Genomic DNA, 19362 nt, shown 5'->3' with positions numbered 1-19362 from the left:
GACGTCGATGAACGCCGAATGAACACCGGGAATCGACACTTGTCAATACGACAAGCATCGATACGATGGCAGCCGATGTCCACGACCCAGGAGATGACGATGAGCGACCCCGGCCTGGCGTGCTGCACGCCGCTGTCCGGCACGGCGATGTCCGCCGAGCAGGCCGAGCAGGTGGCGCCGCTGCTCAAGGCGCTGGCCGATCCGGTGCGGCTGCGCCTGGTCAGCCTCATCGCCTCGAGCACCACCGGGGAGGCCTGCGTCTGCGACCTCAACGACGCCTTCGACCTCACGCAGGCGACGATCAGCCACCACCTCAAGGTGCTGCACTCAGCGGGCCTGCTCGACCGCGACAAGCGCGGCGTCTGGGTCTACTACGCGGTGCGGCCCCAGGCGCTGTCCGCCGTCGCCAACCTGTTCTCGACCCCCGCGCTCGCGACGGCATGAGCGACGCCGTCCGCGAGAGCGCCCGCACCGACGTCCCCGGCGACGCCCCGGTCCTGCAGAAGCTCTCCACCCTCGACCGGTACCTGCCCGTCTGGATCCTCGCCGCGATGGCGCTCGGCCTGGCCCTGGGCCGCTGGGTGCCGGGCCTGGACGACGCCCTGACCGCCGTCGAGGTGGGCGACGTCAGCCTGCCGATCGCGATCGGGCTGCTGCTGATGATGTACCCGGTGCTGGCGAAGGTCCGGTACTCCGAGCTCGACCGCGTCACCGGCGACCGCAGGCTGCTGGCCGCCAGCCTGGTGCTCAACTGGGTGCTCGGCCCGGCGCTGATGTTCGCCCTGGCCTGGCTGCTGCTGCCCGACCTCCCCGAGTACCGCACCGGCCTGGTCATCGTGGGGCTGGCCCGCTGCATCGCGATGGTGCTGATCTGGAACGACCTGTCCTGCGGCGACCGCGAGGCCGCGGCGGTGCTGGTCGCGATCAACTCCGTCTTCCAGATCGCCGCCTTCGCCGCTCTGGGCTGGTTCTACCTGCAGGTGCTTCCGGGCTGGCTGGGACTGCCGACGACGTCGGCGGAGTTCAGCGTGTGGGCGATCGTGCTCAGCGTCCTGGTCTTCCTCGGCATCCCGCTGGTCGCGGGGTTCCTGACCCGCACGATCGGCGAGCGCCGCCGCGGCCGGGCCTGGTACGAGGAGCGCTTCCTCCCGCGCATCGGGCCGATGGCGCTGTACGGGCTGCTCTTCACGATCGTCATGCTCTTCGCGCTGCAGGGCGACGCGATCACGTCGAACCCGGTCGACGTCGCCCGCATCGCGCTGCCGCTGCTGGCCTACTTCGCCCTGATGTTCGGCGGCTCGTTCCTGCTCGGCATGCGGCTGGGCCTGGGGTACGCGAAGACCGCCACGCTGGCGTTCACGGCCGCCGGCAACAACTTCGAGCTGGCCATCGCCGTCGCCATCGGGACCTTCGGGGTCACCAGCGGGCAGGCGCTCGCCGGCGTCGTCGGCCCGCTCATCGAGGTGCCGGTGCTCGTCGCCCTGGTCTACGTCTCGCTGTGGGCCGGCCGGCGCTGGTTCCCCGGCGACCCCTCCGTCCCCGACCCCGTCCGAAGCGCGCGATGACCGACGAGAAGGCACTGCCCGGCCTGCTCACCCCCGAGGCGTCCCTGCACCGGCTCGCCGACGAGCTGGCCGCCCGGTTCTCCGGCGTCTTCGCCCGGGAGACGATCGACCGCTACGTCTTCGAGTCCTACACGGCGCTCGCCAGGACGGCCACGGTCACCGCCCACCTGCCCGTGCTCGCCGGGCGCTTCGCGACCGAGCGGCTCACCGCGCTCGCCCAGTCGAAGGGCGCGCTCGGCAGCGACGTCTGCGAGGTGCTGTTCGTCTGCGTGCAGAACGCCGGCCGCTCGCAGATGGCCGCCGCTCTCCTGCAGCACCACGGCGGCGGACGGGTGCACGTCCGCTCCGCCGGCTCGCAGCCGGCCGCCTCGATCGACGACGCGGTCGGATCGGTGATGGCCGAGGTCGGGGTCGACCTCGGCGGGGAGTTCCCCAAGCCGCTGACCGACGACGTCGTCCGCGCCGCCGACGTGGTCGTGACGATGGGCTGCGGCGACGCCTGCCCGGTCTACCCCGGCAAGCGCTACCTCGACTGGCGGGTGCGCGACCCCGCGGGCCTCAGCCTCGGCGAGGTGCGCGCCATCCGCGACGACATCGACGCCCGGGTCCGCGCGCTGCTCGCCGAGCTGCAGCCGTCCCCCGCCTGACCACGATCGAGAGGCATCCCGTGTCCGAGACCCCCAGCGTCCTGTTCGTCTGCGTGCACAACGCCGGCCGCTCGCAGATGGCCGCCGGCTGGCTGCGCTCCCTGGCGGGCGACGCCGTCGAGGTCCGGTCGGCCGGCTCGCTGCCCGGCGACCAGGTCAACCCGGCCGCGGTCCAGGCCATGGCCGAGGTCGGCATCGACATCTCCGACCAGCGGCCGAAGGTGCTCACCACCGACGCCGTCGAGGCCTCCGACGTCGTCATCACCATGGGCTGCGGGGACGCCTGCCCGGTCTTCCCCGGCAAGCGCTACCTCGACTGGCAGCTGGAGGACCCGGCCGGCAAGGGCGTCGACTCGGTGCGGCCGATCCGCGACGAGATCGAGCAGCGGATCCGCGGGCTGCTCGCCGAGCTCGGGGTCAGCGCTCGCGCCTGAGCACGAAGAAGAACGGCCCGGCCAGCCCGCGCAGGTCCATCAGCCCCAGCCGGACGTCGGCCGAGACCGCCCGGAAGACGTCGATGACCGGCAGCGCGTCGTAGACCATCGCCGCTGTCACCACGCCGCGGTGCTCGACGGCCCGCAGCCGGGCCCGCGGCTCCGACGTCGTCACCAGCGGGCGGGCGAGGCGGAACGCCGTCCGCGCGGCCCGCGAGTGCGCGAGCCGCGGCCGGTCCCGCAGCAGGGCCATCGGCACGAACGCCGGGTCGACCGGCCGCGGCCCCGACCGGGTGGCGAACAGCAGCGGGTGCACGGACTCGGCGTCCAGGAACTGCTTGCCGTACCAGCCGTAGGCCTCGAGCAGGCCGTCCAGCGGCGAGCCGGTGGGCAGCCCGCTCCCCCGCCACCGGCCCAGCATGCCCTCGGGCGCGACGGCGTCCAGCGCGTCGAACGCGGCCAGCGCCTCGTCGCGCGAGGCACCGGCCGCGTGCTCGACCAGCCACTGCTCACCGTCCACGGACGGCGTCAGGCGACCGGGCGCTCGAAGGTGACCAGCACGCCCTCGACCCCGCCCGGGCCGATCCGGCCCTTGACCTCGACGGAGGTGATCGCTCTGAGCTGCCAGCCCTCGCGAGCGTGCTCGTTGAGGACCTTCTCCAGCTTCCCGCCGGACATCTTGCCGCCGATCATCCCCTCGCGGAGCTCTTCCACCTTGTACTCGAACCGTGCGGCCATGCGTGCCTCCTCGTCGACGTGCTGCGAGCCTGCCCGCACCGGCGCCGCGCGTCGAGGTGTGGGCTCATCGGTCGGGCGGCTCCTCGTCCGGCGCCTTGCCCGGCGCCTCGTCGCTCAGGGCCTCGTCGATCAGGCTCATGAGCCCGTCGATGCTCCGGTGCCGCCCGCCGCGGCGCAGCAGCACGGGGTCCTCGGCTCCGGCGCCGTCCGCGGCCAAGGCCTGGGTGATCGCGTGCGCCGTCCGCAGGGCGTTCTTGCCCGCGCGGTCGGCGGCGGCGTGGCGCTCCAGCGGGGGGAACGGGTCGTCCATCGGCTGCTCCTCGCGCACGTCCGCTCTCCCGGTGGGAGGACCGGTGGCCATCCCGGCAGGGGGTGAGAAGGCGACGCGTCGTGGGTAGGGGGCTGCCGGTCTTGAGTACCCGGGACCGCAGCACCGGAAGCACGTGAGGAGCGGTCCGTGGAAGCCCGGATCGAGATCTGCTGGTCCTGCCCGCCGTGCGAGGTCGGCGGGCGCGACACCCAGCGCACGGACATCGACCCCGCCTGCTGGAACTGCGGTGGGCCGGTCGTCGTCACGGCGCGCCCCACCCTGCCGTCGGGAGGTGACCCGGGCACCCGGTAGCCGCCCGGGCCCCTCCCGTCGGTCCGACGGACCCCCCGGGCCGAGCACGGGCAGCGCCCGGCCCGGGGGCACCGCTCAGGACGTCACCGCGCACTGCCCCCGGTCGGCCCGCACCGGTCCTCCGGCCGACGGCCGGACGTCGAAGTCGAAGATCGCCGTGGGCAGGTAGAGGGACGCGCAGGCGTTCGGGATGTCGACCACGCCGCTGATCCGGCCCTCGATCGGCGCGGCCCCCAGCAGCAGGTACGCCTGCTCGCCCGAGTAGCCGAACTTCTTCAGGTACTCGACGGCGTTCAGGCAGGCGTTGCGGTACGCCTGGGTGGCGTCGAGGTAGAGGTTCCGGTCATCGCGGTGGTCGACCGAGACGCCGATGAAGGTCAGGAACTCCGAGTAGCGCGGTTCCACGTTGCCGGGCATGAAGACAGGGTTCGTGGTCACGCCGTAGGTCTCCATGCCGCCCTTGATCAGGTCGACGTGGAAATCGATGAAGCCGCCCATCTCGATGGCGCCGCAGAACGTGATCTCGCCGTCGCCCTGGCTGAAGTGCAGGTCCCCGCCCGAGAGCTTGGCGTCCTCCACGTGCACCGGGTAGAAGACGCGGGAACCGCGGGTGAAGTTCTTGATGTCGTGGTTCCCGCCGTTCTCCCGGGCCGGCACCGTGCGCGCCCCGTCGCGTCCGATCGCGTCCGCGGCGTCCCCTGTCGCCGTGCCGGCCAGCACGTTGTCGACCAGAGGCGGCAGGGCCAGCGCCGGGACCCGGTCAGGGTCGGTGTCGATGAGGGCCTGCTCGCGGGCGTTCCACCGTGCCAGCAGGTCGGCCGACGGCGCCGTCCCGAACAGCCCGGGATGGGTGATGCCGGTGAAGCGGACCCCGGGGATGTGCCGCGAGGTGGCGACCTGCCCCTGGAAGTCCCAGATCGCCTTGTAGGCGTCCGGGTAGTAGTCGGTCAGGAACCCGCCGCCGTTGACCTTGGCGAACACGCCGGTGTAGCCCCACCCCTGGCCCGGGGCGTCGCCGAACTCCTGCGGCTGCTGCACCGGCCCGAGGTCGAGGATGTCGACGACCAGCAGGTCGCCGGGCTCCGCGCCCTCCACCCCGATGGGCCCGCTCAGCATGTGCGCATGGGTCAGGTCGACGTCGCGGACGTCGTTGGCCGAGTCGTTGTTGCCGATCTGGCCGTCGGTCCACTCGCGGCACTCCACCCGGATGCTCTGCCCGGGGCGGACCATCGTCGCCACGGGGACGTCGGGGTGCCACCTGTTGTGGCCGGGTACCGCCTGATCGCGCATGGACTTCGCCTGGTCGACCGTGAACACCACATCAGGCATTGCGGATCTCCGTTCCTTCTCGACGGTGCGAACCGGCCCGCCGGCGACGGGCTCGTCAGGGCCGCGGTAGCGCTCGCCACCGCGGGTTCCGGGGTGGTGCCGGCCGGCGCGGGGCCTCCGGCAGGGTGGTGGTGACGACCGGCGCGTCCCGGCTCGCCTCCTCGCGGAGGCGGGCCGCGGCGACCGGCGCCGGTGTGCGGGAGAGCAGCGGCGGGGTGAAGCGCCGCGGGGCGGGGGCACCGCACACCGGGCAGTCCGACATCGCCCCGGCGGCCGCCATGGGCAGGCGCGCCTCGAACGATCCGTCCGCCGGGCATCGGTAGAGGTACGTCGGCACGGGGTCCTCCGGGAGCTGAGCGGGTCGAGGTCAGGTGCGTCCGGGTGTCTCGGCGGACGTCCCGGACCGGGACTCCCGGGGACCGGGCACACCCGCAGAGGTCGCGGGCAGCTCGGGGTCGGCCGACGAGTCGGCCGGGGCCGGGCCGCGGAGCCGCGGGAAGAGGGCACCGCAGATGACGACCGTGGCGACGCCGATCACGATCGCCCAGGTGGTCGTGTACTCCGTCCACTCGCCGGTCAGCAGGAGGAAGGCCGGCCCGGCGCAGGTGAGCACGCCCGCCACCACGGCAACCGCGCCGGTGAAGCGGGTGAGCGACTCCACCCCCAGGCCGAGGACCACGAAGAACAGCCCCCAGAGCACGGCCCAGATGAGCCAGATGACGCCGAACGCGGGGTCGTCGAAGCGGCCGAAGTTCAGGCCCGCGTAGACGACGGCGCAGCAGGCGACGAAGGCGGAGAACCAGCCCAGGCCGGTGCCGTCGAGGCCCGCCAGCAGGTTGAAGCCGACGTACAGGTAGGTGAAGCCGAACAGGTAGATCCCGGAGGCGGCGAGGATGGCGTCCTGGTCACCGTTCGCGGTGGCGATGAGGAACGTCGGCGTGACGACCTGCAGCCCGCCGACGAAGAGGTTCATCGGTGCGGCCGCTCGCGCGTCCACGTACCCGAGGAGCATCAGGCCGTTGACGACGAGGACCGCTCCGACGTAGAGGAGACCGACGCTTGCCATGGTGGACCGCCCTCTCGCCCCCGCGCCGGATCCCCGTGCGCGCACGCGGGGCTCCGACGGCGCCCGCCCGGGCAGGGTGGGTCGTGCTGGGACGCCGGCCTCCGGGTCGCCGTCGGGCCGGGCGGGGCGGTGCACCGGCGGGTACGGGGAGCGGCTCGGTGGAGGGGGACCCGGGCTGCGGGCAGGTACCCCCGGGGGCGGGTCCGCGGGACCGCCCGACTCGTACGCGGCCGGCGGCGGGGGCGGTGGTCTCGGTCATCGGCCCTCCTCCGCGAGCGGAGGCCCAGCCGCGGCTCCGGCCTCCTCGCCTGCTGCGTGGGATCGACCGTGGACCCCTGGGGTCGCCGCGTCAATGCACTGCAGCGGGACCCGCACCCCCCGGCCACGGCTCCCGGTCCGGCCCCGCGTTTCCTCACCCTGGGCGTGGGGACCTCGACGCTGGGTCGGGCGTCCTGCGGCCGGGACACCGGGCATAGGGTGGTCGGTGCACCTGCCCCGACCCTGGAGAACCCTCGTGCTGCGTCTGCTCGGCTGGCTGGTCGTGATCTGGCTGGCGCTCAGCATCCTGGGCGCGGTCGTCAAGGGGTTGTTCTGGCTGACGGTCCTGGGCCTGCTGCTCGCCGGCGCCACCCTCGCGCTCGGCTGGGGCAGGCGCGACCGCAAGCAGCTGCCGCGCGGCTGGTGACCGCGGGTCAGTCCCCGTCGGCGTCGCCGGTCATGCCGTCGCCGTAGCGCAGCGGGTCGCCGTAGGCGGGCAGCGGGACGACGGGCTCGGCCTGCACCTCGACCTGTTCCGCGCGGGCCACCTCGGCACCGGCGACGAACTCCTCCAGCGGGATCGCGTACCGGGGATCGACCATGACCGGCAGCGTGCCGCCTCCGGAGAGGACCGTCCACCCCCTCACCGCATCTCCCCCGCCCCGACGTAGGGGTAGGGGCTGGTGAGCAGGTGGCCCTCGGCGAACCGCGAGAGCCGGAAGTCCGACTCCGGGACGTCGGGGTGCGAGGACTTCCCGTCGACGACGAGGTCGGCGACCAGCCGGCCGACAGCGGGCGAGATCTTGAAGCCGTGACCGCTGAACCCGGCCGCGACGACCAGCCCGTCGACCGGGGTCTCGGAGATCACCGGGTTGAAGTCCGGCGTCACGTCGTAGCAGCCGGCGTAGGTGCTGCTGACCGATGCGTCCTCGAGCCCCGGGAACCGGTGCGCGATCTTGCCGACGGCCATCTCGAGGAAGTCGTCGGTGGCCCGGTTGAGGTAGGCGTCGGGGTCGGCGGGCTCGGGCACCGAGAGGTCGCTGTTGCCGAACAGCAGCTGAACGCCGCCCTCGGGCCGGATGTACTGCAGCGACACCAGGTCGGAGAAGACCGGGACGGCGCCCAGGTCGGTACCCGGGTCGAGCAGCACGATCGCCTCGCGGTGCACCCGGACCGGCAGGTCGATGCCCAGCGGGGCGAGGAGCGCGACCGACCAGGGCCCCGCGGCCACGACCACGGTGCCCGCGGCGAGCGTCGAGCCGTCGGCCAGCCGGACGCCGGTCGCACGGCCGCCCTCGACCAGCACCTCGGCCACCGGCGTGCCCTGCCGGATGCGGACCCCCGCCCGGCGGGCGGCGGCGGCGAAGGCCTGCGCGGTCCGGTAGGCGTCGCCGTACCCGCCGCGCGGCTCCCAGCCGAAGGCGGCGAAGTCCTCCAGGTCGGCCGCCGGCCACAGCCGGGCGACCTCGTCCCGGTCGATCTCCTGCGTGTCCACGCCCAGCGCACGCTGGTTGGCCAGGCTGGCGCGTAGGGCGTCGACGTTCTCCGGGCCGACGCCGACGACGTAGCCGGTCTGGGTGAACCCGACGTCTCCCCCCAGCACGTCGGCGGCCTGCTCGAACACCTCGAGCCCGGCGTTCGCCATGGCCGCCAGCGACGAGACGCCGTAGTGGCAGCGCACCACGCCGCTGGACTTGCCCGTCCCGCCCGAGCCGACGGTGTCCCGCTCGCAGACGACGACGTCGGTGACCCCCCGCTGCGCCAGCGCCCACGCGGTCGCCGCCCCCTCGAGCCCGCCGCCGACGACGACGACGTCGGCGCTGCTCACAGCCCCTGCCCCGGGATCCAGCCGGTCCCCGCGAGCGGCACGCGGGCCATCGCGGCGGCCTCGATGGTGAGCGCGACGAGGTCCTCGGGCTCCAGGGAGTGCAGGTGCGCCTTGCCGCAGGCGCGGGCGATCACCTGCGCCTCCATGGTCATGACGCGGATGAAGTTGGCCAGCCGCCGGCCGCCGACGACCGGGTCGAGCCGGTCGGCGAGCTCCGTATCCTGCGTGGTGATGCCCGCGGGGTCCCGGCCGGCCTGCCAGTCGTCGTAGAAACCGGCCGCCGAGCCCAGCTTCCGGTACTCCTCGTCCAGTTCCGGGGCGTTGTCGCCGAGCGCGATGAGCGCGGCGGTCCCGATCGCCACGGCATCGGCACCGAGGGCCATGCACTTGGCCAGGTCGGCGCCGCTGCGGACGCCACCGGAGACGACGAGCTGGACCTGACGGTGCAGCCCCTCCTCGCGCAGGGCCTGCACCGCCTGCGGCAGCGCGGCCAGCGTCGGGATGCCGACGTGCTCGATGAACACGTCCTGGGTGGCGGCGGTCCCGCCCTGCATGCCGTCGAGGACGATGACGTCGGCGCCGGCCTTGGCCGCGAGCTTGACGTCGTAGTAGGTGCGGCTGGCGCCGATCTTGACGTAGACCGGCTTCTCCCAGTCGGTGATCTCCCGCAGCTCGCGGATCTTGATCTCCAGGTCGTCCGGCCCGGTCCAGTCGGGGTGCCGGCAGGCGCTGCGCTGGTCGACCCCCATCGGCAGGGTGCGCATGCCGGCGACCCGCTCGGTGATCTTCTGGCCGAGAAGCATGCCGCCGCCACCGGGCTTGGCGCCCTGGCCCAGGACGATCTCGATCGCGTCGGCCATGCGCAGGTGGTCGGGGTTCATCCCGTAGCGCGACGGCAGGTACTGGTACACGAGGTGCTTGGACTGGCCGCGCTCCTCCGGCGTCATCCCGCCGTCCCCGGTGGTGGTGCTGGTGCCGACCTCGCTGGCGCCGCGGCCCAGGGCCTCCTTCGCCCGGCCGGACAGCGCGCCGAAGCTCATCCCGGCGATGGTCACCGGGGTGGACAGGTGCAGCGGGTAGGTGGCGTTGCGGTCGCCGAGGACGACGTCGGTGTCGCACCGCTCGCGGTACCCCTCGAGCGGGTAGCGGGACATGCTCGCGCCGAGGAAGAGCAGGTCGTCGAAGTGCGGGACGCGGCGCTTGGCCCCGCCGCCGCGGATGTCGTAGATGCCGGTCTCTGCCGCGCGCTGGATGTCGGCGATGGTGGCGCGGTCGAAGGTCGCTGATTCGCGGAGCGTCACGTGAGGCCCTCTCAGTACGCCGAGGCGTTGTCGACGTGGAAGTTGTAGAGCTGCCGGGCCGAGCCGTACCGGCGGAAGCCGGCCGGGTCGGCGGCCATGCCGGCGGCGGCGAGCAGCTCGCCGAGCTCGGCCAGGTGCTCGTCGCGCATCTCCTTCTCGACGCAGTCGGCGCCGAGGCTCTTCACCGAGCCCTGCACGTAGATGCGGGCCTCGTAGAGGGAGTCGCCGAGGGCGTCCCCGGCGTCGCCGCAGACGACCAGCCGGCCGGCCTGCCCCATGAAGGCGCTCATGTGCCCGACGTCGCCGCCGACGACGATGTCCACGCCCTTCATGGAGATGCCGCACCGCGCGGCCGCCGAGCCTTCGACCACCAGCAGGCCGCCGTGGGCCGTCGCGCCGGCGGACTGCGAGGCGTTGCCCCGCACCCGGACGGTGCCGCTCATCATGTTCTCGGCCACCCCGACGCCGGCGTTGCCGTTGACGGTCACGGTGGCGCTCTTGTTCATGCCGGCGCAGTAGTAGCCGACGTGCCCGTCGATCTCGACCGACACCTCGGCGTCCAGGCCGACGGCGATGCTGTGCCGGCCGTCGGGGTGCGCGACCCGCCAGGACGGCATGGTCTCCGCGACGTCGGGCCGGTGCAGGGCGGCGTTGAGCGCCCGGACGTCGGAGACCGAGAGGTCGACGACCGCCTCGGTCGGGCGGGGCTCGTGCGCGATCTCCAGCGGCGTGCTCAGCGCTGCCATGCGTAGACCTCCTCCGGCTCGGGTTCGAAGATGCGGGCGCGCTCGACGCCGGGCAGGCCGGCGAGCGCTCGGTACTCCGACGCCATCGCGACCCACTCCGGGGTCTCGGCGACGACGGCGGGCTTGCAGGCGATGGCGTCGCGGACGATCGCGAAGCTGTCCTTCGTCGAGACCAGGAGCGTGTAGAAGCCGTCGAACCGCTCGCACAGCAGCTTCAGCGACTTCTCCAGGTCGTAGCCGGCGGCCAGCTGCGCGGCGACGAAGCGGGCGCCGACCTCGGAGTCGTTGTCGGAGTCGAAGACGGCGCCGCCGGCCTTCAGCTCGCGGCGGATGGTGGCGTGGTTGGCGAACGACCCGTTGTGCACCAGGCACTGGTCGGCGCCGACCGAGAACGGGTGGCAGTGCGCCGGGGTGACCGCCGACTCGGTGGCCATCCTGGTGTGCGCGACGCCCTGCCAGCCCTGCGCCTGCGCCAGGCCGAACTCCGCCGCGAGCGCCTGCGGGTGGCCCACGCCCTTGAGGACGGCGACCTCCTCGCCCTGGCCGATCACGAGCACCTGCGGCAGCGCGGCGCGGACCGCGGCGACCAGGGTGTCGACCGGGACCGGTGCGTGGACGACGAGCGTCTGGCCGGCGTCGACGACCGCGGCGTCCGGCACGGCGGCACGGACCGCCGTCGCCACCTCGTCCGGCGTCGCCGTCCCGGGCAGCAGGGAGACCGAGGCGTGCCCGGCCGGTGACCAGCGCGGATCGCCGTAGACGGCGACGCCGGCGGAGTCCGGGCCGCGCTCGGTGACCTGGCAGAGCATCCCGGTCAGCAGCTCGCCGAGCCGGGGGTGGAGCGAGGGCTCCCGCAGGTGGAGCCCGACGATCCCGCACATGGGTGGGGTCCTCTCGGTGGTCGGTGGGGGGTCAGAAGGCGGTCACGTAGCGGTCGACCTCCCACGAGGACACCTGCCCGTGCCACTCGAAGAACTCGTCGCGCTTGAGGCCGGCGAAGTACTCGCAGACCCCGGGACCGGCGGCGTCGAGCGCGCCGGCGACGACCGGGTCGGCCTCGAGCTGCTCGACGGCGTGCAGGAGGGTCGGCGGCAGCGGCTCGCTGCGGGTGGCGCCCGGGTCGCCGGGGTCGAGGTTGCGGCGGATGCCGTCCAGGCCGGCGGCGAGCGCGGCCGCAGCGGCCAGGTAGGGGTTGGCCGAGCCGTCGCCGCCGCGCAGCTCGACCCGGTTGCCGTCCGGGACGCGCAGCAGGTGGGTGCGGTCGTTCCCGCCGTAGGTCGCCTGCCGCGGCGACCAGGTGGCACCCGAGCGGGTGGAGGTCGCGCCGGTGCGCTTGTAGGAGTTCACGGTGGGCGCGAGCACCGCCTGCAGGCCGCAGGCGTGGTCGAGCAGCCCGGCGACGAAGGAGTAGGCCAGGGGGCTCAGGCCCAGGCCGCGGGCGTCGTCGGCGTCGGGGAAGGCCGGTGCGCCGTCGCGCCACAGCGACAGGTGCATGTGCAGCCCGCTGCCGGTCCGGTCGGTGAACGGCTTGGGCATGAAGGTGGCGGTCATGCCGCGCTCCTCGGCCATGACCGAGAGCAGGTACCGCAGGGTGACGACGCGGTCAGCGGTGGTCAGCGCGTCGGCGTAGGCGAAGTTCTGCTCGAACTGGCCGTTGCCGTCCTCGTGGTCGTTGGCGTAGTTGCCCCAGCCGAGCGAGTTGATGGCCTTGGAGACCGCGGTCAGGTGCTCGTACATGCGGGTCAGGCCGCGGGCGTCGTAGCAGGGGCGCTCGGCGGTGTCCTTGGCGTCGGCCGGCCGCAGCGCGCCGTCGGGGCCGCGCTCGACGAGGAAGTACTCGACCTCGGCGCCGACCTTGAGCTCCAGCCCGAACTCGGCGGCCTTCGCGAGCTGCTCGCGGAGGATCACCCGCGGGGCGTAGGGCCAGGGCGCGCCCTCGACGTGCGGGTCGCAGTGCACGATCGCCAGCCCGGGGCGCAGGAAGGGCACCGGCATGTACGACGTCGGGTCGGGGATCGCCATCAGGTCGGGGTCGCGCGGCTCCTGGCCCATCGCGCCGACCGCGTAGCCGGCGAAGCCCACGCCCTCGGTCTGCAGCTCCTCGACGGCCTCGATCGGGACGAGCTTGGCGCACGGCTTGCCGGTGAGGTCGACGAAGAGGGCCAGGATGAACTCGGTGCCGTCGGCGCGGGCCCGGGTGGCGAGGTCAGGGGCATCGGCCGCGGCCGGGGCGGTGCGCGGGAGCTGCTCGGGCACCGGCGGTGCGTCGGGGCGGGCGGCGGTGAGCGACACGGGGACCTCCGGAGTGGCTGTTCACTGACGTGAACCTCTGTCGCATGTGAGTAGACGCGGCTCCGGTTTCGGCGGCGTTACCTCGGGGCGGAGTTCGTGTTGCGTCCCGTCCCAGGGCGCCGCTCGCGGAGAACTGTCGTACCTCGAACGTATGTTCGGTCCATGACGGCCCCTCTTCTCGACGTCCCGCTGGACGGCGGGCTGGTCGAGTGGTGGCTGTGGCGCGCCCCGTCGGTCGAGCGGATCGCGGTCGAGCACCTCTCGGCGGCGGAGATGGTCGCCGAGCTGCAGCGGGTGCAGGCCCGGAAGGCGATGGACGCCGCCTACGAGGCGGAGCTGCTGATGGGGCTGGCCGCCGACCGCCCCGACGCCGACGACCCGCCACCCGGGCACCCGGGTGCGCGCCGTCGGGGTGCGGGCTCGCCGGTGCCCGGCACCTCGGAATTCCTGCCGGACGAGCTGGCGATGGTGCTGAACTGCTCGCGGTCCTTCGCTGCCGACGTGCTGCTCGATGCGTTCCAGCTGGTGGAGCGGATGCCGGCGGTGCATGCCGAGTGCGCCGCGGGCCGGTTGGACTGGTTCCGGGCGCGGGTATTCGCCGACGTGCTGGCCACCGCCTCCGACGAGGTGGTCGCGGTGGTCCTGCCGGCGGTGCTGCCGCTGGCCGCGGAGCTGTCGTCGGGGCGGCTGCGCAAGCGGCTGATCGCCGCCGCCGAGGCGGCGGACGAGGAGTTCGCCGAACGCCGCCGCCTGGAGGCCGAGCGGCGCGCCGCGGTGCGCCTCCACCCGACCGGCGACGGCATGTCGAACCTGTCCACGGAGCTGCCCGCACCGGTGGCGGCGGCGATGTGGTCGGTCATCGACCGGGCGGCGCAGCTCGCGAGGACTGCCGGTGATGACCGGCCGATCGACCTGCTGCGCGCCGAGGCGCACGCCGCCCGCGTGCTGGGCTCCGGCGGCGGCGACGCACCGGACGTGACCGCCCACCTGACGCTGCACGCACCCGTGTCCGCACTCCACCGGCCGGGGCGCCCCTACCCCGAGCGCACCTCTGCCCCGGCCGGCACCGCGGAGAAGGTGGCGCGGGCGGCCTCCGGTGACACCGGCCCCACCGTGAACGGCACCCCGATCACCGCCGCCCACCTCCGCGAGCTGCTCGCCCAGCTCGGTGCACTGGGCGTGCAGGCACCCGCTGGCGGCGGCCTCTCCCTCGCACTCTCCGACGACGCCGGCGTCCTGCTCGCCACCGTCACCGCCGCGGAGCTCACCCGGCTGGCCGCCCGCGGCTGCCCCGACCACGGCCGGACCGCCGACTGCGGGTGCCCCGTCCCCGGCCCACCGGCCGAGGTGCCCGGCTACACGCACACCGCGGCCCAGGAACGCTTCCTCCGTCTCCGCGACCGCACCTGCCGCCACCCCGGCTGCGCCCAGCCCGCCGGACGCACCGACCTCGACCACGTCGTCCCCTACGACTGCGGCGGACGCACCGGTTGCTCCAACCTCTGCTGCCTGTGCCGCCCCCACCACCGGCTCAAGACCTTCGCCCGCGGCTGGCGGTTCGAGATGCAACCCGACGGAACCCTCACCGTGACCACCCCGACCGGCATCACCCGCACCACCCGACCACCGGGCCTGCACCCACCGGGACGACCCGTCCGGCGCGACCTGTCCGACGTGCCCGCCCAACCCGCGCTGCCGGCAGCACCACCGCCGCCGCTGGACGACGCACCGCCGCCCTTCTGAGCCGTGGCGCGGCTCGGGTCAGCGGGACGGCCAGTGCCAGAGCGGGCCGTCCAGCAGCCCCTGGCCGTCGATCAGCGTCTCGCCGTGCTCCTTGACCAGGTGGACGTCCTGCACGTCGAGGTCCCCCGCACCCCCGGCGAGCAGCGCGCGCAGCGCCGCGGAGTGGGTCACCACCAGCACCTGGGCCCGGGACGCCGCAGCCACCACCATCTCGGCCAGCGGCGCCAGCAGGTCGGGGTGCAGGCTGGTCTCGGGCTCGTTGAGCACGAACAGCTCCGGCGGCCGCGGGGTGAGCAGCGCCGCCGTCCAGAGCAAGAAGCGCAGCGTGCCGTCGGAGAGCTCCGCCGCGTCCAGGGGCCGCAGCAGCCCGGCCTGGTGCAGCCGCACCCGGAACAACCCCTCCTGGTCGACGACGTCCACCCGGCTGCCGGGGAACGCCCGGTCCAGCGCCTCGTCCAGCTCGTCGCCGTGCCCCAGTTCGCGCAGCGTCTGCAGGGCCGAGGCCAGGTCGGCGCCGTCGTCGGCCATCACCGGGGTGAACGTGCCCGGGTGCGCGCGCCGGGCCGGGGCCTCGGCGTCGGTGCGGAAGGAGTCGTAGAAGCGCCAGCCGCGCACCCGGTCGCGCACCTGCAGCACCTCGGGCGCGCTCTCGGCGTCGGCCACCTCGGCCAGCATGCTGTCCTGCCTGGCCAGCCGGCGGCCCGAGTCGACCCAGCGGTCGCCCTCCCGGATCATGACCGCCGGCCCCGCTCGCCGGGTGAGCAGCGCCGAGGGCCGGAGCACCGGCCCCGCCCACACGACCTCGTCCTTGATCTCCGGATCGCGCTGGAACATCGACTCCCCGTCCGGCCGCGGCAGCCCGAAGTCGACCGCGTAGGACAGGTCGTCGCTCCCGAGGCCGATCCGCACCGCCACCGGCCGGGTGCGCACGGTGCCGGGCCCGCTCCCGCCGGCCTCCGGGCCCGCCCACAGCACCGAGTCGATCCCGCCCTCGGCCGCGAGCGCCCGCACCGCGCCGCCGTCCGCCGTGGCCGCGAGCAGCCGCAGCACCCGGTACAGGCTGGACTTGCCCGAGCCGTTCGCGCCGGTGACGACGGTCAGCCGGCCGAGCGGGACGACCAGGCTGCGCAGCGACCGGTAGCCCTCGACCGCGACCGTCTGCAGCACCCGCCGACCGTAGCGATCACCCCTGACGAGCGAGCCAGTCCACCGCCGCGCCGCGGAAGCGGGTCAGGCCCTTGTAGTCCGCCATGTCGTCGGGGAGCTCCGCCAGGACGGCGCCGAACCGCCGCCGCCACTCCGGCACCGTGGCCAGCTCGCGCAGCGAGAGCAGGTGGGTCCGCACCAGGAAGCAGATGGCGTTCGAGACGCCGAGCCGGATCAGGTGCTGCACCTCCACCCGCAGGTGCAGCCGGTCGGGCAGCGCCGGGTCGTCGACCACCAGCCGCCGGTCGCGGCCCCACTCGGCATACGTCTCCGTGGACGTGTCCAGCCGGCGGTCGACCGTCATCGTCCAGTTCGTCCGCCGGTACTCCTCCCCCGGTTGCAGGCGCATGAGGAACTGCTCGGCCCGCTGCACCACCCCGGCCTCGTGCACCCGCGGCACCGGGCCGTGCACCTCGAGGAAACGCATGCCGACGTCGAACCCCATCGACCAGTCGGCCGCGAACGTGACCAGGCCCGCGTCGGCCCACAGCGCGCCCTCGCGCTGGTCGAGCAGGACGACGTCCTCCTGGACCTGGCTGCCGAGGAGGGCCAGCGGCCCCTCCGGCAGCGAGGCGTCGTCGCCGACCGTGAAGCTGCGCGCGGTGCCGAGCAGGTCGTTGCGCCACGTCCAGAGGTCGCCGTCCCGGTCCAGGCTCGTGGACCCGGGGCACGTCGCGGCGAGCTCGGGCAGCAGCGTGGTCAGCGCATCCCACGACGCCACGCGCATGTGCGGCAGCTCCTGGCAGCGCGTCGGGTCGGCGGCCAGCACCGCCCGGCGCACCGCCAGCTCGGCGGCGTGGTCGTCGTCCACGTCCAGGACGCCGGCACCCCAGCCGCCGGCCGCCGTCGTCACCGGCCGGCGCGCCGGCTCGACGTTCGTCGAGTACCGGTAGCTGTCGGTGGCGAAGGGGAAGGGGAAGCGGGCGACCCGCGCGGACAGGGCGGTCGTCACAGGTCCAGCTCCAGCTCGTCGTCGGCGCTGCGGGAGACGCAGCACATGACCGAGTCGCCGGCGGCGCGCTCGGCCTCGGACAGGTACAGGTCGCGGTGCAGCGGACGCCCCGCCCGCACCGGCACGCGGCACTCGCCGCAGACGCCCTGCCGGCAGAGATTCGGCACGGCGACGCCGGCCCCCTCCAGCGCGGCCAGCAGGCTGGTGCCGGAGGGCACGGGCACCCGCCTGCCGGACCGGGCCAGCCGGGCGGTGAACGGCTCCCCCGGGTCCAGGTCGGCGGCCGAGAACCGCTCGACGTGCACCCGCTGCTCCGGCCAGCCCAGCTCCGCGGCCGTCTCCTCGACGAACGCGATCAGCGGTGCCGGCCCGCACACGTACACGTGCGTGCCGATCGGCCGGTCGGCCAGCGCCGCCCGCACCGCGGCCAGCATCTCCGGCGTCGAGCCGTACGCGGCCAGGTGGTCGCCGCACAGCTCGCGCAGCTCGGCCAGGTGCGCCCCGGCACCCGGGCGGTGCCCGTACAGGAGCTCGAACGAGCGCCCCCACCGCACCGCAGCGTGGGCGTGCGACAGCATCGGCGTGATCCCGATGCCACCGGCCACGAGGACGTGGTGCCGCGCTGTCGACACCGGCGCGAACGCACTGCGCGGCCGGGAGGCGGTCACGACGTCCCCCACCGCGAGCCGGTGCACGAACGCCGAGCCGCCGTCCCCGTCCGGGCACAGCAGCACCGACACCCGGTACTCCTCGACGGGCGACCCGTCGCCGGTCAGCGAGTAGGCGTTGCGCCGGTCCCCGCAGTCGAGGACGACGTGGCTGCCCGGCGGGTACGCCGGCAGCAGCCCACCCCCGGGACGCCGCAACGAGACGGTGCGGATGCCCGGTGCCGCGTCGGCCACCGCGGCCACCTCGAGCACGAGGACGCCGGTGCGCTCGGCCACCGGCGCGGGCAGGGTCGCGGTCACGCCACCTCCTCGGCGTCGGCCATGAAGCCCAGGTACGCACCGGCTCGGCGCGAGACGTGCGCGTAGACGTGCAGCCGCCGTCCGCAGCCGTCGCACGGGGTCTCCCCCGACACCGGCGCGGTCGTCGACGTCGTCGTCCGGCAGTGCGGGCAGAACACCCGCTTGCGCTCGGCACCGGTGACCGCGCACCGGATCTCCGCGTCCAGCACGCCCTCCCGCACCGCGACCGCGCGCGCGGCCAGCACGTCGACCTCCGGACCGGCCAGCATCAGCCGCCACCCCACCCGCGCCGCGGCGATCCGGGCGACCAGGACGGCGAGCACGGACTCGTCGGCGGAGTCGGCGACCAGCACCTCGACCGGCCGGCCCGCGGGCGCGTCCGCGGCCCAGCCGGTGGTGATCGCGGCGCCCCGCGCACCGAACCCGATGAGCAGCAGCGCCCGGGTGGCCGGGTCCGGCGCCGGCCGCTCCCTGCCCCAGCGGGGCACGCTGGTGTGTTCCGCGCCCACGGCGGTCAGGGCGCGAAGGAGCGGTGGCCGGTGTAGAAACCCAGCGCCCGGTCCGGCGTCTCGAAGCGGATCCGCGAGCCCTTCGGGAAGAACAGCACGTCCTTGGGCCCGGCCACGACCTGCTGCCCGCTGTCCAGGTCGGTCAGGTGGAACTCGCCCTCGACGACGACCTTCATCTCGTCGTAGGTGTACTCGTAGTCCAGCGGCGCCCCGGCGAACAGCTCGAAGAACCCGCTGCAGATCTCGGCGCCACCCGGGTTGGCGAAGGCGTCACCGATGTAGGCGCGGGTGCCGGGGTCGGTCATCCGCTGGAGGTCGCGGAAGGCTCCGCTGACGTGTCCGATGCGGGTCGCGCTGGTGGTCATGTCCGCTCCGAGGGTCGTCCACTGGTGGTGGACAGACGGTAGGGACAGTGGACACCCGGACGGGTTACCCGGCCGTTACGTTCTCGCGGCATCGCCGTTCGGGAGTGCTCACCGCACCTAAGCTCGCGCCATGGAGGTCGTGCCGGAGCCCGAGGGCGCCACCCAGGACGAGACGCCGAGCGGGCACCTCGAGGACGTCATCGCGATGCGCGTCCGCGAGCTGCGGCTGGCCAAGGGCATCTCGCTGGCCGAGCTCGCCCGGCTGACCGGCATGAGCAAGGCGATGCTGTCCAAGATCGAGAACGCCCAGACCTCGTGCAGCCTCTCCAGCCTGGCCCGGCTGGCCGACGCGCTGGCCGTGCCGGTCACCGCGCTCTTCCGCGGGCTGGACGCCCAGCGCGAGGCCGTGCACACCCCGGCCGGTCACGGCGCCCAGATCGCCCGCCGCGGCAGCAACGTCGGCCACCTCTACCAGCTGCTCGGCGCGCTGCGCGGGGAGCACAAGCGGCTCGAGCCGCTGCTGGTGACCCTCACCGAGGCCAGCGAGGTGTTCCCGCTGTTCCAGCACCCGGGGACCGAGTTCCTGTACATGCTCGACGGCGTCATGGTCTACGGCCACGGCCAGGCGCGGTACGAGATGCGCCCGGGCGACTCGCTGGTGTTCGACGGCGAGGGCCCGCACGGCCCGGCCGAGCTCGTCGAGCTCCCGATCCGCTTCCTCGCCGTCACCGCCTACGGCCACCTGGCCTGACCCGCGCCCCTCGGGACCACGAAGGGGCCGGCACCCCACCAG

General features: G+C 74.1%; 25 protein-coding genes. 8 read left to right on the top strand and 17 right to left on the bottom strand.

The annotated features are described in order from the left end of the window. Positions 1-75: 75 nt before the first annotated feature. Genes ACI79H_RS11390 through ACI79H_RS11375 form a run of 4 tightly spaced genes read left to right on the top strand, consistent with a single transcriptional unit; the run spans position 76 to position 2646 of the window. Positions 76-444 (top strand): metalloregulator ArsR/SmtB family transcription factor, encoded by a 369-nt coding sequence (locus tag ACI79H_RS11390; protein WP_456554499.1) that lies wholly within the window; start codon positions 76-78, stop codon positions 442-444. Further along, positions 441-1565, top strand: coding sequence for an ACR3 family arsenite efflux transporter (arsB, locus tag ACI79H_RS11385; protein WP_456554498.1), 1125 nt, complete (start codon positions 441-443; stop codon positions 1563-1565). The genes ACI79H_RS11390 and arsB overlap by 4 nt, the downstream gene beginning before the upstream one ends. Beyond that, the gene (locus ACI79H_RS11380) at positions 1562-2212 is read left to right on the top strand and encodes an arsenate reductase ArsC (RefSeq protein ID WP_456554497.1); all 651 of its coding nucleotides are present in this window, start codon (positions 1562-1564) and stop codon (positions 2210-2212) included. The genes arsB and ACI79H_RS11380 overlap by 4 nt, the downstream gene beginning before the upstream one ends. Before the next feature lie 20 nt (positions 2213-2232). Next, positions 2233-2646 (top strand): arsenate reductase ArsC, encoded by a 414-nt coding sequence (locus ACI79H_RS11375; protein WP_456554496.1) that lies wholly within the window; start codon positions 2233-2235, stop codon positions 2644-2646. On the opposite strand, the gene ACI79H_RS11370 is transcribed toward ACI79H_RS11375, so the two are convergent. The 3 genes from ACI79H_RS11370 to ACI79H_RS11360 form a co-directional block, all read right to left on the bottom strand. Next, positions 2630-3166, bottom strand: a complete 537-nt coding sequence (locus ACI79H_RS11370; protein ID WP_456554495.1) for a DUF4334 domain-containing protein — start codon at positions 3164-3166, stop codon at positions 2630-2632. The genes ACI79H_RS11375 and ACI79H_RS11370 overlap by 17 nt on opposite strands. Before the next feature lie 8 nt (positions 3167-3174). After that, positions 3175-3384: a DUF4177 domain-containing protein gene (locus tag ACI79H_RS11365; RefSeq protein ID WP_456554494.1), complete on the bottom strand. Its 210-nt coding sequence runs from the start codon at positions 3382-3384 to the stop codon at positions 3175-3177. Positions 3385-3448: 64 nt separating this feature from the next. Beyond that, positions 3449-3694 carry a hypothetical protein gene (locus ACI79H_RS11360; RefSeq protein ID WP_456554493.1) on the bottom strand — a complete coding sequence of 82 codons (246 nt, stop codon included), beginning with the start codon at positions 3692-3694 and terminating at the stop codon, positions 3449-3451. Positions 3695-3841: 147 nt separating this feature from the next. Here ACI79H_RS11360 and ACI79H_RS11355 point away from each other — a divergent pair, with 147 nt between their 5' ends. After that, entirely contained in the window at positions 3842-4006 is a 165-nt protein-coding gene (locus ACI79H_RS11355; protein ID WP_456554492.1) for a hypothetical protein, read from the top strand. Positions 4007-4081: 75 nt separating this feature from the next. Here the strand turns inward: ACI79H_RS11355 and fmdA are convergent, their stop codons facing one another. From fmdA to ACI79H_RS11340, 3 genes are read right to left on the bottom strand one after another with little or no spacing between them, the layout of a single operon-like run. Beyond that, positions 4082-5335, bottom strand: coding sequence for a formamidase (fmdA, locus tag ACI79H_RS11350; RefSeq protein WP_456554491.1), 1254 nt, complete (start codon positions 5333-5335; stop codon positions 4082-4084). 55 nt (positions 5336-5390) lie between these two features. Further along, positions 5391-5672, bottom strand: coding sequence for an FmdB family zinc ribbon protein (locus ACI79H_RS11345; RefSeq protein ID WP_456554490.1), 282 nt, complete (start codon positions 5670-5672; stop codon positions 5391-5393). A gap of 30 nt (positions 5673-5702) precedes the next feature. After that, positions 5703-6401: an AmiS/UreI family transporter gene (locus ACI79H_RS11340; RefSeq protein ID WP_456554489.1), complete on the bottom strand. Its 699-nt coding sequence runs from the start codon at positions 6399-6401 to the stop codon at positions 5703-5705. Between the two features lie 514 nt (positions 6402-6915). Between ACI79H_RS11340 and ACI79H_RS11335 the strand changes: the two genes are divergently transcribed. Continuing rightward, on the top strand, positions 6916-7086 hold the full coding sequence (locus ACI79H_RS11335) for a hypothetical protein (protein ID WP_456554488.1): 171 nt from the start codon (positions 6916-6918) through the stop codon (positions 7084-7086). Positions 7087-7093: 7 nt separating this feature from the next. Here ACI79H_RS11335 and ACI79H_RS11330 read toward each other — a convergent pair whose 3' ends face one another. Genes ACI79H_RS11330 through glnT form a run of 6 tightly spaced genes read right to left on the bottom strand, consistent with a single transcriptional unit; the run spans position 7094 to position 12826 of the window. Further along, complete coding sequence (locus ACI79H_RS11330; protein ID WP_456554487.1) at positions 7094-7261, bottom strand: hypothetical protein; 168 nt, start codon at positions 7259-7261, stop codon at positions 7094-7096. 41 nt (positions 7262-7302) lie between these two features. Next, positions 7303-8487, bottom strand: coding sequence for an NAD(P)/FAD-dependent oxidoreductase (locus ACI79H_RS11325; RefSeq protein ID WP_456554486.1), 1185 nt, complete (start codon positions 8485-8487; stop codon positions 7303-7305). Then, entirely contained in the window at positions 8484-9788 is a 1305-nt protein-coding gene (locus tag ACI79H_RS11320) for an FMN-binding glutamate synthase family protein (protein ID WP_456554485.1), read from the bottom strand. The genes ACI79H_RS11325 and ACI79H_RS11320 overlap by 4 nt, the downstream gene beginning before the upstream one ends. 11 nt (positions 9789-9799) lie before the next feature. After that, positions 9800-10534 carry a GltB/FmdC/FwdC-like GXGXG domain-containing protein gene (locus ACI79H_RS11315; RefSeq protein WP_456554484.1) on the bottom strand — a complete coding sequence of 245 codons (735 nt, stop codon included), beginning with the start codon at positions 10532-10534 and terminating at the stop codon, positions 9800-9802. Further along, complete coding sequence (locus ACI79H_RS11310) at positions 10522-11415, bottom strand: hypothetical protein (protein WP_456554483.1); 894 nt, start codon at positions 11413-11415, stop codon at positions 10522-10524. The genes ACI79H_RS11315 and ACI79H_RS11310 overlap by 13 nt, the downstream gene beginning before the upstream one ends. A gap of 31 nt (positions 11416-11446) precedes the next feature. Continuing rightward, a complete protein-coding gene (gene glnT, locus ACI79H_RS11305) occupies positions 11447-12826 on the bottom strand; it encodes a type III glutamate--ammonia ligase (protein ID WP_456554482.1) in 1380 nt (459 codons plus the stop codon). A 162-nt stretch (positions 12827-12988) separates the two neighbouring features. On the opposite strand from glnT, the gene ACI79H_RS11300 reads away from it, so the two are divergent. Continuing rightward, positions 12989-14569 carry a DUF222 domain-containing protein gene (locus ACI79H_RS11300; RefSeq protein WP_456554481.1) on the top strand — a complete coding sequence of 527 codons (1581 nt, stop codon included), beginning with the start codon at positions 12989-12991 and terminating at the stop codon, positions 14567-14569. Positions 14570-14587: 18 nt separating this feature from the next. On the opposite strand, the gene ACI79H_RS11295 is transcribed toward ACI79H_RS11300, so the two are convergent. The 5 genes from ACI79H_RS11295 to ACI79H_RS11275 are packed head-to-tail and all read right to left on the bottom strand — an operon-like array spanning position 14588 to position 18569. Then, on the bottom strand, positions 14588-15736 hold the full coding sequence (locus ACI79H_RS11295; RefSeq protein ID WP_456554480.1) for an AAA family ATPase: 1149 nt from the start codon (positions 15734-15736) through the stop codon (positions 14588-14590). 16 nt (positions 15737-15752) lie between these two features. Continuing rightward, positions 15753-16727 (bottom strand): heme-dependent oxidative N-demethylase family protein, encoded by a 975-nt coding sequence (locus tag ACI79H_RS11290; RefSeq protein WP_456554479.1) that lies wholly within the window; start codon positions 16725-16727, stop codon positions 15753-15755. Further along, the gene (locus tag ACI79H_RS11285; RefSeq protein WP_456554478.1) at positions 16724-17695 is read right to left on the bottom strand and encodes a PDR/VanB family oxidoreductase; all 972 of its coding nucleotides are present in this window, start codon (positions 17693-17695) and stop codon (positions 16724-16726) included. The genes ACI79H_RS11290 and ACI79H_RS11285 overlap by 4 nt, the downstream gene beginning before the upstream one ends. Continuing rightward, entirely contained in the window at positions 17692-18204 is a 513-nt protein-coding gene (locus ACI79H_RS11280) for a dimethylamine monooxygenase subunit DmmA family protein (RefSeq protein WP_456554477.1), read from the bottom strand. Before ACI79H_RS11280 ends, ACI79H_RS11285 begins: the two co-directional genes overlap by 4 nt. Positions 18205-18209: 5 nt before the next feature. Then, the gene (locus tag ACI79H_RS11275) at positions 18210-18569 is read right to left on the bottom strand and encodes a hypothetical protein (RefSeq protein WP_456554476.1); all 360 of its coding nucleotides are present in this window, start codon (positions 18567-18569) and stop codon (positions 18210-18212) included. Between the two features lie 130 nt (positions 18570-18699). Between ACI79H_RS11275 and ACI79H_RS11270 the strand changes: the two genes are divergently transcribed. Beyond that, entirely contained in the window at positions 18700-19320 is a 621-nt protein-coding gene (locus tag ACI79H_RS11270) for a helix-turn-helix domain-containing protein (RefSeq protein WP_456554475.1), read from the top strand. The last annotated feature ends 42 nt before the right edge of the window (positions 19321-19362 follow it).

The sequence above is a fragment of the Blastococcus sp. SYSU D01042 genome (assembly GCF_054050515.1).
Note: the sequence above shows the minus strand (reverse complement) of the source record. Positions and strands in the feature narration are given on the sequence as shown.

Coding starts and splice junctions, on each gene's coding strand:
- ACI79H_RS11390 (WP_456554499.1), top strand. CDS start 76: ATGTCCACGACCCAGGAGATGACGATGAGCGACCCCGGCCTGGCGTGC.
- arsB (WP_456554498.1), top strand. CDS start 441: ATGAGCGACGCCGTCCGCGAGAGCGCCCGCACCGACGTCCCCGGCGAC.
- ACI79H_RS11380 (WP_456554497.1), top strand. CDS start 1,562: ATGACCGACGAGAAGGCACTGCCCGGCCTGCTCACCCCCGAGGCGTCC.
- ACI79H_RS11365 (WP_456554494.1), bottom strand. CDS start 3,384: ATGGCCGCACGGTTCGAGTACAAGGTGGAAGAGCTCCGCGAGGGGATG.
- ACI79H_RS11360 (WP_456554493.1), bottom strand. CDS start 3,694: ATGGACGACCCGTTCCCCCCGCTGGAGCGCCACGCCGCCGCCGACCGC.
- fmdA (WP_456554491.1), bottom strand. CDS start 5,335: ATGCCTGATGTGGTGTTCACGGTCGACCAGGCGAAGTCCATGCGCGAT.
- ACI79H_RS11340 (WP_456554489.1), bottom strand. CDS start 6,401: ATGGCAAGCGTCGGTCTCCTCTACGTCGGAGCGGTCCTCGTCGTCAAC.
- ACI79H_RS11330 (WP_456554487.1), bottom strand. CDS start 7,261: ATGGTCGATCCCCGGTACGCGATCCCGCTGGAGGAGTTCGTCGCCGGT.
- ACI79H_RS11315 (WP_456554484.1), bottom strand. CDS start 10,534: ATGGCAGCGCTGAGCACGCCGCTGGAGATCGCGCACGAGCCCCGCCCG.
- ACI79H_RS11310 (WP_456554483.1), bottom strand. CDS start 11,415: ATGTGCGGGATCGTCGGGCTCCACCTGCGGGAGCCCTCGCTCCACCCC.
- ACI79H_RS11300 (WP_456554481.1), top strand. CDS start 12,989: ATGACGGCCCCTCTTCTCGACGTCCCGCTGGACGGCGGGCTGGTCGAG.
- ACI79H_RS11275 (WP_456554476.1), bottom strand. CDS start 18,569: ATGACCACCAGCGCGACCCGCATCGGACACGTCAGCGGAGCCTTCCGC.
- ACI79H_RS11270 (WP_456554475.1), top strand. CDS start 18,700: ATGGAGGTCGTGCCGGAGCCCGAGGGCGCCACCCAGGACGAGACGCCG.